This is a genomic window from Deinococcus sp., assembly GCF_025362455.1.
Classification (GTDB): domain Bacteria; phylum Deinococcota; class Deinococci; order Deinococcales; family Deinococcaceae; genus Deinococcus.
Map to the genome: position 1 here is coordinate 32,891 of NZ_JANYGJ010000139.1, position 15,070 is coordinate 47,960.

Here is a 15,070-nt window from a genome sequence, read left to right on the forward strand (position 1 = left end):
CGGCTGCTATTAGGGTCGCCGTCACATTCTCATGGTTTGATGGCTGGCCGGGCGAGTGAGCGCTGAACATGTGGAGTTAAATTGTATTTAACGTCGGTGACATTAAGGAAACTATAAGATGCTGTCCGTGACCTAAAAAGGGTCTCCCCCCGCTGAAACGTAACACTTAATACGCTGGCTTCGCCCACTCCTTGGCGCTGGGTGACGGTGCAGCGAAACTGACTGCCAGTCCAGCCAGCTCGGTGGGGACCAAGACCGTATCGCTCCAGCGAAACTCGGCGATGGTCAGGGCGATGTCGACGGCCCGCACGCTCAGTTCCAGAGGCCCGGCCTCACCCCAGCCTTCCAGCGCGAACCAGATGGCCAGTGGCAACGGGTCACCGATACTGTGAACGACGCCCCCGTCTTCAAACCTGCCACCCTCTTGCCCGGATGTCAGCCCAAGCCCAGTACCGGAGATCAGCCCATTTTCGGATACCGGCTCAGTGTTGAAGGTCAGGCGGGGGCCGGAGCCTGCCCGCAGCCCAAGGGCATAGGGAACGCGTCCTGCGCTCAGTTCGGGCGCGCTGCCGTACACATCCAGGCGAGCGACCAGCCGCCAGTGGCCAGCCTGCACCGGGGGCCACAGCAGCCGCAGGAGCGGCGCGGCGGCGTGCAGCCCGTTGCGCAGCACTTGAATCTGGCCGCGCTCGGTGGCCACCCGGTAGCCGTTGCCGGTGCGCCGCTCCTGCCTGGGAAGGGTCGGCCCGCCCTCCACCTCAGCAAACTCCGGGGCCAGCCGGAGGGTGGCCCGCGCCGTTACCGGAATTCCCCCCGCCTGACCGGGTGGACCGCCCGCCACCCGCGAGTTAACCCGAATCTGGCCGAGCTGAAGCTGGCCGGTTTCAGGCTGACTGAATTCGGATGGGTTCAGCTCAGGTGGGTTCAGCTCAGCGCGGTCCACGTCAGCCGGGGCTGCGTTGGTAGGGGCTGCGTTGGTAGGGGCTGCGCTGGCCTGGCTGGGGAGCGCCAGACTGCTCAAGACCACCCTCCGGGCGTAATACCGCGAAAGTTCCGGCTGGTCCGCCAGGCAGTCGGCGGCCAGCCGGGCGCGTAACTCGCGGCGCTCCCAGGTGGTGAGGGTGCCAGCCAGCGCGACCCGCAGCGGCTCGCTGACAAAGCAGAGTTGGTCGTCGAGATCGCTGGCCTGGTAGTCCAGTTCCGGCATCAAGATGGTTTCCTGCGGTGAGGCGGTCCGGAGCAGCTCGCGCTCGACGGCCTCGGCCAGCAGCCCACCAACTGGCAGCCCACCAACCGGCAGCTCACCGGCGCTCTGGGCGCTCAGCAGCGAGGCCAGGTCCACATTGAGCGGACTGTGGGCCACCGCCCAGCGCGCCAGTGCCTGCCGCAGCGCCGGGCTGAGGTGGCCCAGCTCGCCCACCAGACTCCCGCGCACGGTCCTGGGCAGCGGCAGATGCGGGCCAGCCAGCGCCGCGCCGCTGTCGATCAGTTCGCGGGCATGCAGGTCCCAGCCGTCGGACTGCTGCACCACGCGGGTGGCGTAGGCGCGGCGCTGGTCACGGCTGAGCAGGGCCTGGCGCTCGGCCAAAGCGTCCATCACCTCGTGAACCGCCAATCCGGGTAGGTCTAGGTGGTGGAGCCGGGAGCGGTCGACTGAACCCAGTGCGCCGCGCAGCGCCTGCGGCGAACCCAGTCCAGGTGGCGAAACCACCAGCATCAGCGCGCTGGGCAGCTCCATGGCAAAGCGCAGGCTGCTGAGGAGGGAGGGCGCAGGCAGGTGCAGGTCATACCAGGCCACCAACAGCGGCTGACCACTGGCCGCCACCAGCGTCCAGGCCCGGATCAGGTCCTCGTTGGGTGTCCCCGGCTCCTTGAGCAGTGCCCAGGCCTCGGCTTGCAAGTCGGGCGGCAACACCCGCATCAGTTGGTGCAAAAAGGTGGCCTGTTGCAGTTCCGGGGGCGCCACCGCCTGCATCTGAATCACCCGCCAGTCGCTGCCGCCCACCGCCTGAGCGATCAGCTCGCGCTTGCCGCACTCGCTGCGGCCACTCAACACGACCAGTTGCGGCGTGACCTTGGCCCGCTGCAAAACGTGCTCCAGGCGCTGACGCACCTCACGTCGCTCAAACTGGACCCCGCCGCCGCCAGCCTGCCAGGCGGGCAGATGGGGCGCGCCGTGAAGCTCAAGCCCCAGTTGCTCGGCCTGGGCGCGGATCATGCTGGCCGCCCCGACCCGCCCACTTTGCAGCGCCCGTACATGTACCCGCGAAAGGGTCGCCTCGACCGTCTGACTGATGACCCAGCGCTGGTTGTCGATCCACTCCCGGAAGGCACTTGACCCCAGGTCTTCCAGGCCACTCAGCGGCAAACTGGTGCCCAGCGACAGCCATTCGCTCAAACGCGACTCAGGCAGGGTGTCGGCTTCCTTGGTCCAGCGTTCCAGATCGGTGGGCAGCTTCAGCTCCAGCAGCGGCTGACGGGCCGGAAACAAATCCAGGCCCAGGTGGTGCAGGCGGTTGAGTTCCACACGCAGGTTGCGCAGCGCGTCCGGGGTGTCCCACATCAGCTCGGCCAGGTGCTCGCGGTGCTGTGGACGCCGCTGCAAGGTCAGGTACACCAGCAGGGCCAGGCCCTTGATCGGCGCCTTGACCGGCCTGCCGTCCTGGCTGATGTAACTGTGTCCAAGGAGATGAATAGTTAACATGGTCCATCCTCAACGCTCGACGCCTCTTTGAAAGGCCACAGGTCCCAACCTCTCCGGTCCGTATCACAGCAAAGTATTCAGGGCGTTTGTCTGAGAGAACGGCGCTGTGCAACAGATAGAGCTGGTTTTTTAAGTGAACCTATTTCTCCCGAAAACAGTCATTAACGGTAGCCAAATGAGAATCCGTTACATCTTCTCACTTTGGGGACAGTATACCAGCAGGCCGTCAAAGAACTGTTAAACTTTTTCCCCCAGGGCCTGGACCGGATGTTGGCCCCTTTCTTCTCCGGTCTGACCTTCATCTTCTCTTGAGGATGGTGTCGGCCTACTTGACCGTCTACGACGTCCATCAGGCTTCAGTGCCTGGCCCGGCACCTAGGCAGCGGCTCAGCGCTCTGCTAGGGGCTGACTATGGGCGCCGAGCGGTTCACTGAGAATCTCGAACAGCTCGCGGATATACGTCGCCCTGGCCCGCGCCCACGCCTCATTCTGCTTCCCACCGTGGTCGAGGTTCCCGATGCTCGATAAATCCGACGCGATTTCCAGCGCACGCGTCATAAATTCACTGGTCGAATCATTCAGTTTTTCAGTCATAGCGGGAATCTAGCAGATTTTTTTGGTCGTACTCTGTTCTGATCTTCTGAACCGGCACCACACTCTGACGGGACGTGCTGACGCTCACAGGTATTCCTCACACGGGGGGCGGAATAAGCCATTTGACTGAGTGCTCTCGCCGCACTGGCGCCACATTTTAACGATGGTGAAGCGTTGGCCTACCGCATTTTAACGCTGGCCGACCTCTCTCACGAATAAGGTGGCAGGACGAAGCAGCCGTTCCCAATCGTGTTTAACCTTACAAGTAACAACGCGGTTCTGATTGAGGCATTGATCCGGAGTGTCCAACACACCTTCGGATGAGCCGGGAGTTTCGTAATACCTGCGCCGATCTCATGGTTGAATCGGCAGATTTCTTTCTCATGTTGAGCGGTGAGGAGCAGACCTATGATGCGTGAAATACAGTTCCCAGAAGGCCCCCAGAGCGGTGGGTACGGCGCGGTTCACGGCGGCACGCTGGAGTTTTTGCTGACGGAACTGCGCCGTCTCCAGGCGCGGTGCGCCGCCCAGGACCGGCGGCTGGACCAGCTCGAAGCCAGGACGCCGACCCGCTGGGCGGACCAACCGCCACACGTTCATTTCGAGATCGATCCATGAGCGGCCTGTGGTTGGTCGGCGCACCGAAAGTTCAGGGTGATCTCAGTGCGCATCGCCTTGCTGTGTGAGGGCACCTATCCGCATACCCAGGGCGGCGTCAGCGTCTGGTGTGATCAACTCATCGCTGGCCTGCCTGAGCACCAGTTTCAGGTCTACGCCATCAGCGGCCAGCGGCTGAACCTGCCGGACTGGACCTTGCCGCCGAATGTGGGCAGGCTGGTCAGCGTGCCGTTGTGGGCGCTTCCCGGTGAGGCGCGGCGCGGCGCGGGGTCAGCGGTCATGGGGCCAGCGGCCCAGAGCCGCGCCCAGCGGCAGGCCGCCTTGGACGACACGTATGATCAGTTGCTCTACGCCCTGTTCGCGGGGGGCGACGATCCAGAGTTGCTGCTCGGCGCCCTGCGCAAACTCTTCGACTGGGCGCAGTGCGGCGACCTGACGCGGGGTTTGACCACCCGCCGCAACGCTGCCGAGCTGTACCGGGTCTGGCAGCGCCATGCCCAGGACCAGGCAGCCCAGGCGGCCCAGCCCAGGTCCGGCGAGGTGCTGCTGCAACCCTGCCTGGCCGACGCCTTGCAGGCCAGCACCTGGCTGGAACACTTTCTGCGGCCCCTGTCTTGCCCACCGCCGCAGGCGGACGTCTGCCACGCCGCCTCCAACGGCCTGAGCCCGCTGCTGGCCTTCACCAGCAAATGGACCTACGGCACGCCCTTCGTGCTGACCGAGCACGGCGTGTATTTGCGTGAACGCTACCTCGAACTGCGCTTCAGCGGGCACTCACCGGCCTTCAAATCGTTTCTGCTGCGCTTTTACAGCCTGCTGACCCGCGCCGCCTACCGCATGGCCGACCTGATTACGCCGGGATCCCACTACAACGAGCGCTGGCAACTGGCCCAGGGCGCCGACCCCGGACGCATCCACCCGGTCTACAACGGCGTCAACCCGGCCTTCTTCCCGCCCTCCAGCGCCGAGCCGGTCCAACCGACCATCAGTTGGGTAGGCCGCATTGATCCGCTCAAGGACCTGGAGACCCTGATCCGGGCCTTCGGGGTGGTCAAAAGTGCTCTGCCCGGCGCCCGGCTGCGGATGTTCGGCTCGGTGCCCAGGGGCAACGAACGCTACGCCAGCGACTGCCAGGCGCTGATCGGCCAGCTCGGCCTGAGCGCCGAGGCGACCTTCGAGGGCCACATCAGCGACGTGGTGGACGCCTACCACGCCGGTCATATGGTGGCGTTGACCAGCATTTCCGAGGGGTTTCCCTACACCCTGATCGAGGCCATGGCTTCGGGCCGCGCCACCGTCGCCACCGATGTGGGCGGCGTGACCGAGGCGCTGGGCGAAACCGGCCTGGTCGTGGCGCCGCGCGACGTGAGCGCCTTCGCGCAGGCCAGCCTCAGCTTGCTGGGCAACGCCGGGCTGCGGGCCAGCCTGGGGCAGGCGGCGCGGCAGCGAGTCCTCTCGCAGTTTACCTTAGAGAGCTTCTTGCAGGTCTACCGCCAGCTTTATCCCCGATTGCTGACGCGCCCGATGCCGCTGCGGTGGGCACCGTGAGCGCCGCCGGATCGGCGCCCGCAGCCGCTTCTACGGTTCAGGGCTCCGGGCACACCCGCGCGGCCCGGAGCGCCCAGCCGTTGGTCCAGCCGCTGGCCCGCTTCGGGCCGGAGCGCCGCACGAGCGCTCCCCTCGCCCAGCTCTCCCGGCAACTGAATACCGCCTGTGTGGGGGCGCTGCATCCGCAGGAACTGGCCGCCATTCTGGAGGCCGAGGGCTTTACCGACGCCCTGGTGCTGGAGCGCTACGGCCACCGCGACGTGTTCGGCTGCGCCGAGGCGCTGTTCGGCCTGGTGCCCTACCGCCCGCCACTGGTCTTCTGGCGCCCGCAGGACGCGCCATTCACGGCCTGGCGCGACCTGCTGCGCGGCGTGCTGTACCTGCTCCCGGCCCTATGGTCACCCTTTGCGCTCGGCGGGAATGGCTGGGGCTGGGCGTCCAGCCTGGGGCTGCTGGTCGCCAGCTTGTTCGGCTGGGGCTGGATGCAGAGCGTGGCCTACCTGGGCTACCGGGGGCTGGTCCTCAGTCCGGCGGCGGCCTCAGCGGCGCTGCGCCGCTCAGGCGTCCTGGCGGCGCTGGCCACCGGGCTGCTGGCGATGATGGCGGCCTGGATCTCCGGGCAGAATCTGGCGCAGGTCGGCCTCATCGGGCTGGCCATCGCCGCCTACCTGGCCGCCGCCACCGCCCTGCTGGTCCTCGGCGAGGAGCTGGCGCTGCTGCTCAGTGCGCTCCCCGCGCTGGGGTGGGTGCTGCTCCGGCTGATCTGGCCGGGCCACATCCCCGGCGAGCAGCAACTGGCCTTGCTGCTCGCCGCAGTGGGCCTGCCGCTGCTGAGCGCCTGGAGGGTCACCCGCCGTCACCTGAAATCGGCCTCTGGCCCGGCTGTCTCTGGTTCAGCGGGGCAGCCTTCTCGGCGGCGGGCTCAGATCAAACGGGCCGCTCCCCTCGACTGGCGCCGGGCCTGGCCCTACGCCGTCTACGGTTGGCTGTGCGCGGCCTTCCTGGCACTGGTACTGCTGCGTCCCTTTACCGGGCCGGTCGACCCGGTGAACAACCCGGTCGATGCTGCCGCCCTGCTCGGCTGGTCGTGGAGCGTCGCGCCGCTGGTGCTGAGCATGGGCGTGCTGGAGCTGAGCTTACGCGCCATTCACGCGGCCCTGCGCCGCGCCGCGCAGGAGGCAGGCGAGCTGCGCTCCATCGTCCGGCACGCCGCCTGGCAGATGCTCAGGCGCTGCGCCGCCTACGCGGGCGCGCTGCTGCTGCTCTACCTCCTGAACGGCGCACTGGCCCCGCTGTGGGGGGCTGCCCGGCCACCGCCGCTGTTGATCCTGGGGCACCTGGAGCTGGGCAGCGGGCTGCTGCTCAGCGGGTTGCTGATCAATTTCGGGCTGCTGGGCCGGGTGGTACTGGTCTGGGCGCTGGCCGTGGCGGCGCAGGCAGCGCTGCTCGTCGGGGGCGGCGCCAGCGCTCAAAGTTACGCCCTGAGCGCCGCCGCCGCCCTGAGCCTGCTGCTGGCGCTGAGCTACCGCGCGGTGCTCGACGTGCGCAACCTGGCCTGAGCGCAACCCGGCCCGAACACGATTTGGCCTGAACGCAACCCGGCCTCCCTCTCCCTTAACCGGCGGGCGCATCAAAGGAAACTTCCATGACTTCAGTAGTGACGGTGACAGGCGCAGAAGGTTTTATCGGGTCGCATCTGGTCGAGGCGCTGGTGCGCTCCGGCGCAAAAGTGCGGGCGATGGTGCTCTACAACTCGTTTAACTCGTGGGGCTGGCTCGATCAGCTCGCTCCGGAGATTCTGGGCGAGGTCGAGGTGATGCTGGGCGACGTGCGCGATGCGGTGTCGGTGCGCGCCTGTATGCAGGGCGCCCAGACGGTCTATCACCTGGCGGCGCTGATCGCCATTCCGTACTCGTATCAGGCGCCCTACTCGTATGTGCAGACCAACGTGGTGGGCACCCTCAACGTGCTCGAGGCGGCCCGCGAGCTCCAGACGCCGCGCGTCGTCCACACCTCGACCAGCGAGGTCTACGGCACCGCCCGGCAGGTACCGATCCGCGAGAGCCACCCGCTCCAGGCCCAGTCGCCCTACGCCGCCTCGAAGGTGGGGGCCGACAAGCTGGCCGAGAGTTACCACCTGAGTTTCGGCCTGCCGGTGGTGACGCTGCGCCCCTTCAATACCTACGGCCCGCGTCAGTCGGCCCGCGCCGTCATCCCGGCGATCATCTCGCAGATCGCGGCCCGCGAGAAGGTCATCAAGGTCGGGTCGCTGTTGCCCACCCGCGATTTCAATTACGTGGCCGACACCGCCCGCTCGTTTCTGGCCGTCGGCACGGCCCAGGCCGAGAAGGTCATCGGCCACACCTTCAATACCGGCACCGGCGTCGAGGTCTCGGTGGGCGACCTGATCGGGACCATCGCCGAGGTGATGGGCCGCCGGGTAGAAATTGAGCAAGACGACCGGCGCCTGCGCCCCGAAGCCTCCGAGGTGATGCGGCTGGTCAGCGACAGCAGCGAGCTGCGCCGCGCCACCGGCTGGGCGCCCCAGCATCCGCTCCATGACGGGCTGGAGCGGACCAGCCGCTGGTTTCTGGACCGAGCCAACCTGGCCCACTACCGCACCGATATGTACGCCGTCTAGCGGGCGCGTTCCCCTGGCGCTCAACGTCTCGGCCCGGCCCACAGACCCTTCCCCCCCCCAATCTGAACAAAGGAGTTGATTCACATGCACGCAGTGATCCTGGCAGGCGGCAAAGGCACCCGGTTACGTCCCTACACCACCTGCGTTCCCAAGCCGCTGGTGCCCATCGGCGACCGGTACTCGATTCTGGAAATCGTGCTGCACCAGTTGTCGTATTACGGCTTTCGCAGCGTCACTTTGGCGATTGGCCACATGGGGCAACTGATCCGCGCCTTCGTCGGCGACGGCAGCCAGTGGGGGCTGAAGGTCAACTACCTTCAGGAAACGACCCCGTTGGGCACCATCGGCCCGCTGCTGGGCGCACTGGAGAGCTTGCCTGACGACTTTTTGGTGATGAACGGCGACGTTTTGACCGATCTCAACTACGCCAAGCTGCTGCGCCAGCACGCGGCCTCCCAGGCGCCGGTGACGGTGGCGACCTACGCCCGCGAGGTTCGCAGCGAATTCGGCGTGCTCGATATTCAGCGCGGCGAGATCACCCACTTCCGCGAAAAGCCGGTGTTTGATTTCAACGTCAGCATGGGCATCTACGGCTTCTCGCGCCGGACGTTGCAGCAGTATCCGGCGGGCCAGCCCTTCGGCTTTGACGACCTGGTTCTGGACCTGCTGGCGCGGGGGCTGCACCCGGCCAGCTTCGGTTTCGGCGGGTATTGGCTCGATATTGGCCGTCCAGACGACTATGACCGCGCCAACGCCGAATTTGCCAGCCATTTTGCGATGCTGATGCCGGGGCTGGGCTCAGCGCTGCTCGAAGCGCCGACGACCCACGAAACGCCGCTGCGCCAGCCCAGCAACTGAGCGCCGCGAGCTCACTGACTGAGCGCCGCGAGCTCACTGACCAAGCGCCGCGAGCGGGCACCCAAGATACCAAACCAGAGAGGTACAGCACGGGGGGCGAAACTATGAAACGCGTGTTACTGCTGGGAAGTAGCGGCTTTATCGGCACGCATATCCGGCGGCTGCTGGAGCGCACCGCCGCCGTGACGGTGCTGGCGCCTCAGAGCGCCGAACTCGATCTGGCGGCGGCGGACCCCGGCGTCTGGGACGCGCTGCTGAGCGGGGCCAGGCCCGATGTGATCATCAATGCCGCTGGCCGCGTCTCCGGCACGTCGCAGGAACTCTCCGAGAGCAATGTGCGGCTGGTTTCGGGGCTGCTGGGGAGCCTCAAGCGCCTGTACCTGCCCCCCTGGCTGGTGCATCTGGGCTCGGCGGCGGAATACGGTGACGGAGGGCCGGGCGAGGCGCTGCACGAGAACACGCCGGGGCAGCCGCTGACATCCTACGGCCTGAGCAAACAGGCGGCCACCGAGTTGGTCCTCGGCGCCCTGGCGGCGCGCGCGGCGCGGGGCGTGGTGCTGCGCGTCTTCAACCCGCTGGGGGGCGGCCAGGGACCGGTGAGCCTGGCTGGACGGGCGGCCAGGCTGCTGCGTGAAGCCAGCCGCAGTGCTCAGCGGGAGGTTTCGTTCGGGCCGCTGGGCAACCGGCGCGATTACCTGGACGTGCGCGACGTGGCCCGCGCCGTGATGGTGGCCGCCCGCTGCCGCGCCGCGCCGCCCATCGTCAATGTCGGGTCGGGCCAGACGCATACCTCAAGCGAGGTCGTCAGCGTGCTCGCCCACCTGGCAGGCTTCACCGGACAGATTCACGAGACCTCAGCGCCCTCGGTGCGTTCCGGCAGCCTGGACGGGCGACCGGCAGATACCCGGCGCCTGCGGGCGATGGGCTGGTCCCCCCGTTTCACCTTCGAGGAGGCGCTGCGCGATTTGTGGCGTCACCTGCCCCCCGACCAGAACTCACCCGACCAGAACTCACCTGACCAGAACCCACCTGGCCAGTACCCACTCGCCCCCGTTCTCGTCCCTACAGCGCGGCTGGCTCCGGCTACGTCAGACCAGTCTCAGACCGCGCCGCACAAGGAGTTGACCCATGAACAGGCCCTCCAGACCTGATCCTCAGCCCAGCTTTACTCGCGTGCCCCTCAAGCGCCGCTCCCTGCTGTCCCTGACGGGGCTGCTGCTGATGGCCTGCGCCAGCCAGCCGCTGCCCGTCAGCCAGTCGGGGCCTGCCGAAGCGGCCACCGGCGCCCCCACGGAGCGCGTTCGCAGCAGCGTGGACCTGGCCGCACCCGCCCTGCCCGATGGCCGCAGCCTCACACCACTGCGTGAACTTAACGGCCCCAAGCCGTCCGTGTTGCTGCGTCCCCTGGCCCTGAATGCCAACACCGCTGTGGTGGGGCTCAAGGTGCTGATTCTCAGCGCGGGCACCACTGACAGCGCCCTGAGCGCCGCCAAGACCATGCTCGACCAGTCGGGCGTGCCCTACGACGTGATCAATCCGGCGCTGCCGGGGAGCTTCAGCGCCGCCGCGCTGGTGGCCGAGGGCGGCGGCGGCAAGTATCAGGGCGTGCTGCTCACCACCGGCAACCTGGCCTACGAGCCTAGCCCCGGCGTCTGGCAAAGCGCCCTGGACTGGACCGGCTGGAATGTGCTGTGGCAGTACGAGCGCGACTACAAAGTGCGGCAGCTCGCGCTGTATACCTATCCCAGCGCCTGGCCCGAAGACTACGGCCTGCGCGACGCCGGGGGCGCCTCGGCCAGCGCCGACGCCCGCCTGACAGCGGATGGTCAGGCTGCCCTGAGCGACCTGAAACCCGGCGCGGCGGTGCCGATCCGCAACGCCTACACCTACCGGGCCAACCTGGTGAACGTGCCGGGCGTGGTGAGTACCCCGCTGCTGACGGACGCTGGCGGGCAGGTGCTGGCGGCCCGTTCGGACGCCGACGGACGCGAGCGGCTGGCTCTCACCTTCGCCCAGAATCCGTATCTGCTGCACACCTCGCTGCTGGGGTCCAGCCTGGTCAACTGGCTGACCAGGGGCGTCCACCTGGGCGAGTATCAGCGCTTCAACCAGCTCGATATCGACGACTGGTTTTTCCCCGGCGACGTGTTCGACGCCACCACCAAGACCTTCCAGCGCGACGCCTTCCGGCTCTCGGCCAGCGACGCCCTGGCGTTGCCCGTCCAGCGAGACGCCCTGAGAAACGCCTTTCCGGTGTCGAGCGCTTTTAATCTTTCACTGATGTACAACGGTGATGGCGCCGTGCCCTCCGCACCGGTCAGTTGCGACCCCAAGGTGGTCAGCGCCGATCCGCTCTCCAGCGTCACGCGCTGCCTGGCTCCAGAGTTCGATTGGGTGAGCCACACCCTGGAACATTTCTACATGGATTTCCTGAATTACCCCGACTCGTTCGCCCAGCTCCAACCCAACCTGGATATCGGTGTGCAGATGAACCTGAATCTCAGCAGCCATAGCCTGCTCAGCGGCGGGATGTCGGGCCTGGGTTACTACAACCCGGCGGGCGACGGACTGCTCACCGATCACGGCCTGGGCACCTCCAACGTCGAGTTTCTGCGGGCGGCCCAGAACACCGGGACCCAGTACCTGGCCTCCAACCATTCGGTGCCCAGCCAGTGGGACGCCTCGTGCAGCAACTGCGGGCTGATCCACCCGCTCAACCCCAACATCTTTTTGGTGCCGCGCTGGCCCACCAACGTGTTTTACGACGTGACCGACCCGGCCCAGGCCACCGCCGCCTACAACTCGGTTTACGCGCCGGGCGGCAGCTTCCCCTTTTGGGACCACGCCCTGAGCTACGCCGAATTTCTGGACAAGGAAACCGATATCGCGCTCGCGCATGTCCTCAGTGGCGGCGCCTACCCGCACTACATGCACCAGGACAATGCCCGCCAGTACGCGCCGGGCCGCAGCTTGGTCTACGACTGGGAAGCGGCGCTGCTCGGCAAATACTCGTCGTACAGCAACCTGCCGCTCAGGACGCTGCGCTGGGACGATCTGGGCGCCTACATGAAGACCCGCACCTCGTCCCTCAAGAGTGGGCTGAGCGGCACCTGGAACCGGGCCACCAACACCCTGACCCTGCGCTCAGCGCTCGGGGGCAGCGCCTACGTGACCGGCGCCCTGATCGGCAACAGCCAGAACTACGGCTCAGGCGTCATCAGCCTGACCACGTTGGGGGCAAGCCAGGTCGTCACGGCTCCGGTGAGATGATGGTGCCCAGCCCCAGAGTATCCAGCCCCAGAGCATCCAGCCCCAGAGTATCCAGCCCCACGGCGCCAGAGGACATCGGGCCACTTGAACATGGGCAGCGGGGTCGCCGCGCCCTGGCGGTCTACTACGGCCAAGGTGCGCTGCCGACCCTGGCGCGCTACCGGCGCGTGGTGGTGCAGCCGGGGCACTTTCCGCCCGAAAAGGTGGCCTGGTTGCAGGGGCGCGGTGTGCAGGTGCTGGCTTACCTGAGTCTGGGTGAGGTGCCCGCCCCGGACGACCAGGCGCACCCAGTCTCCTGGGCCGTGGGTGAGCACCGCCCGGAATGGGGCACTTACCTGGTCGATGTCGCGCGGCCTGACTGGCGGGATCATATCCAGACCCAGGTTCTGCACCATAAAAGCGTCTTCGACGGGTTTTTTCTAGATACCCTGGACGGCGCTGGCCGCGACCCACGGCAGTTCAGGGCCATGCTCAAACTGATGCGCTTGGTGCGCCGGTGGAGCGGTCCAGGCTACCTGCTGGCCAACCGGGGTCTGGGCCTGCTCGAACGGCTGCGCGGCACCATCAACGGCGTACTGATCGAGGCGTGTTCGACCACCTGGGCGCCGGAGTACCGGGCCTATTCCCGTCAGGAGCTGGACTATACCGAGAGGCTGGTCAGGCAGGCCCGGCGGCTGAAACTGGAACTCTACGCGCTCGATTACGCCGACTCGCCGCGCCTGCGCCGCTTCGCGCTGCGCCGGGCGGCGGCGCTGGGCCTGCCCACCTTCGTCACCAGCCGCGACCTGTCGCTGCCCGGCGGGTACGTGGCGCCGAATCTGAAGCCGCCTGACCCGGCGGTCTCGGCCCTGCGGTCACGCCCGCCGGGTCAAGTCCAGGTGGAGGGCAACGGCGAACTGGGTTCCGGCCCGTTGAGCACTCTTGGCTCACGTTGAGCGCGAGCCAGCTCATATTCACCAGCAGTCACCCTCCCGGTACGGTCCGCGCCTGGGCGCCAGCGCCCGACTGGGCCTGCCCCGTTTTTGTGCTTCTTCCGCTGATTCCGTGCAGGGGTTAGACCGCGAGCAATACCCGTTGGCGGAGCGTTCCAACCGGTCCACGCCCATACATCTGTCGTTTGATCGGCTCGATTGTGTTGACGACGCCTTCAGTCAGCCCGTTGCTCCACGTTGACAATCCCACGGATTCATCCGTGGGATTCTTAAACCACGCATGCGCTGACTGCCGCTACGTTCTGGCTTAAAGGGACTGCCCGTCCCAGGATATTTCTCGCTGCGTTCACGTCCGCATTCTCTGTGTGCCCGCAACTTTGGCAGACAAAACGAGACTGACTCAGCCGATTGGCTTTGCTCGTATATCCGCACTGATGGCAGGCTTGCGAGGTGTACGCAGGATTCACGGCAACTACAGTCCGAGCGGCGCTTGCAGCCTTCTGAGACAGGAGAGAGAAGAATTGCGACCATCCGACATCGTGGACCTGCCGGGCCAGATTGCCCCGTCCTAAACCACCCACGTTCAACTCTTCGTGCGCCACCACATCGTTTTCTCGAATGAGTTTGGTGGCCGTCTTTGGTGGAAGTCCAGCCGTTGCCGACTGACCTTGCGGTGCAACTTTGCGACTTGCGCTTTGACTTTCTGGCGTTGCTTTGAACCGCGTTTCTTGCGGCTCAGAGAGCGCTGAACCACCCTGAGCTTCTTCATACTGCCCTGGAGATACCGTGGGTTTTCCACGAATTCCCCATCTGACGTGATGGCAAACCACGTTGTCCCCACGTCTACGCCCACTGAGCTTCCCGTTTCGGGAAGCGGCTGGGGTTCCACCTCGCAGACGTAGCTCACGTACCACTCGCCGCAGTCCCGCGTGATGGTCGCTGTCTTCAGCTTGCCTTCCAGTGGGCGACTCAGGCGCAGCCGAATGTTGCCGATTTTCGAGAAGTACGCCACGTCCCCGGTCACGCTGAAGCCGAGCTGTGGATAGGTCAACGAGTCGTACCAACCCGCACCTTTGAAGCGCGGGAAGCCGACCTTCTTTGCGCCCTGCTTGACGCGCCGAAAGAAGCTCTGGTACGTTTTGTCTAGCCGCTTGAGAACGTCTTGAAGCACCTGGCTGTAGACGCTCTTGTACTCTGGCAAGACTTCCTTGACTTCGGGTAGCGCCTTCATCTGGTCGTATCCCGTGACCGTCTTTTTCGCTTTCTTGTACGCCCCGATGCGTTCTTCCAGGGCGCAGTTGTAGAGGTTGCGGCAGAGTCGCAACTGCTCGTTTAGCGCGACTTCCTGCGCCTTCGTAGGGCGCAGACGGTAGCGAAACGCTTTTATGTGCGTGGTAAACTTGATTCGCGTTCACCTCCTTCAAAGGTGTCGCCGTTCTCCGCGCCTGACCACCAAGAAAGGCGGCGGAGTTTTGCTCTGTTACTCTATTACAACGCGGCAGGGCTTTCGGTTTAGCGAATAGCATCAGCACCCCGCCCTGCCGGGCGGCTGGGCTCTGCATCCCACGGTTGAAACCGTGGGCTTTCCGCCCAGACCCTTTTCTGTAAGGTCACCCTGGATGGGCTTGCCCCGTTGTCGCCCCGCGATCTGGAAACCTCATGGTCCTCTGTGGGCAAGATGGAGGTCGGTAGAGGTGTTGTATGCCCCTGAGAAGCGGGCATTCAAAGATAGGCCAGTCAGAACTCAGATCTACACTAATGTTTGTTAGTGTTAAAAACCGCCGATCTGAGCTAACCTGAGTGCCATGATCCTGGAGCGCTGGCACACGCCTTTGGCCCTGAGCAACCTGACCGATCAGGCGCTGCGGGTTCGGGCGGTGGAGGCCGCCGCCACCTACGACGCTG

Annotated in this window: 10 protein-coding genes and 1 pseudogene; 8 read left to right on the forward strand and 3 right to left on the reverse strand. The window is 65.9% G+C overall.

Going from position 1 to position 15,070, the window contains the following annotated elements:
• Positions 1 to 166: 166 nt before the first annotated feature.
• Positions 167 to 2,704 (reverse strand): hypothetical protein, encoded by a 2,538-nt coding sequence (locus Q0R23_RS11105; protein ID WP_293913019.1) that lies wholly within the window; start codon positions 2,702 to 2,704, stop codon positions 167 to 169.
• A gap of 387 nt (positions 2,705 to 3,091) precedes the next feature.
• A complete protein-coding gene (locus tag Q0R23_RS11110; protein WP_293913021.1) occupies positions 3,092 to 3,298 on the reverse strand; it encodes a hypothetical protein in 207 nt (68 codons plus the stop codon).
• A 408-nt stretch (positions 3,299 to 3,706) separates the two neighbouring features.
• Here Q0R23_RS11110 and Q0R23_RS11115 point away from each other — a divergent pair, with 408 nt between their 5' ends.
• The 8 genes from Q0R23_RS11115 (at position 3,707) to Q0R23_RS11150 (ending at position 13,168) form a co-directional block, all read left to right on the forward strand.
• A complete protein-coding gene (locus tag Q0R23_RS11115) occupies positions 3,707 to 3,916 on the forward strand; it encodes a hypothetical protein (RefSeq protein ID WP_293913023.1) in 210 nt (69 codons plus the stop codon).
• A 36-nt stretch (positions 3,917 to 3,952) separates the two neighbouring features.
• Positions 3,953 to 5,464, forward strand: coding sequence for a GT4 family glycosyltransferase PelF (pelF, locus tag Q0R23_RS11120; protein ID WP_293913025.1), 1,512 nt, complete (start codon positions 3,953 to 3,955; stop codon positions 5,462 to 5,464).
• Positions 5,461 to 7,023, forward strand: a complete 1,563-nt coding sequence (locus Q0R23_RS11125) for a hypothetical protein (protein ID WP_293913027.1) — start codon at positions 5,461 to 5,463, stop codon at positions 7,021 to 7,023. Before pelF ends, Q0R23_RS11125 begins: the two co-directional genes overlap by 4 nt.
• A gap of 86 nt (positions 7,024 to 7,109) precedes the next feature.
• Entirely contained in the window at positions 7,110 to 8,105 is a 996-nt protein-coding gene (locus Q0R23_RS11130; protein WP_293913029.1) for an SDR family NAD(P)-dependent oxidoreductase, read from the forward strand.
• Positions 8,106 to 8,189: 84 nt separating this feature from the next.
• Entirely contained in the window at positions 8,190 to 8,963 is a 774-nt protein-coding gene (locus Q0R23_RS11135; RefSeq protein WP_293913030.1) for a sugar phosphate nucleotidyltransferase, read from the forward strand.
• A gap of 104 nt (positions 8,964 to 9,067) precedes the next feature.
• Positions 9,068 to 10,114: an NAD(P)-dependent oxidoreductase gene (locus Q0R23_RS11140; protein ID WP_293913031.1), complete on the forward strand. Its 1,047-nt coding sequence runs from the start codon at positions 9,068 to 9,070 to the stop codon at positions 10,112 to 10,114.
• Positions 10,092 to 12,233 (forward strand): hypothetical protein, encoded by a 2,142-nt coding sequence (locus tag Q0R23_RS11145; protein WP_293913033.1) that lies wholly within the window; start codon positions 10,092 to 10,094, stop codon positions 12,231 to 12,233. Before Q0R23_RS11140 ends, Q0R23_RS11145 begins: the two co-directional genes overlap by 23 nt.
• Before the next feature lie 2 nt (positions 12,234 to 12,235).
• Complete coding sequence (locus tag Q0R23_RS11150; protein WP_293913035.1) at positions 12,236 to 13,168, forward strand: endo alpha-1,4 polygalactosaminidase; 933 nt, start codon at positions 12,236 to 12,238, stop codon at positions 13,166 to 13,168.
• 266 nt (positions 13,169 to 13,434) lie between these two features.
• Here the strand turns inward: Q0R23_RS11150 and Q0R23_RS11155 are convergent.
• A pseudogene (locus Q0R23_RS11155) lies at positions 13,435 to 14,727 on the reverse strand (transposase); the annotation flags it as partial.
• Positions 14,728 to 15,070 lie beyond the last annotated feature (343 nt).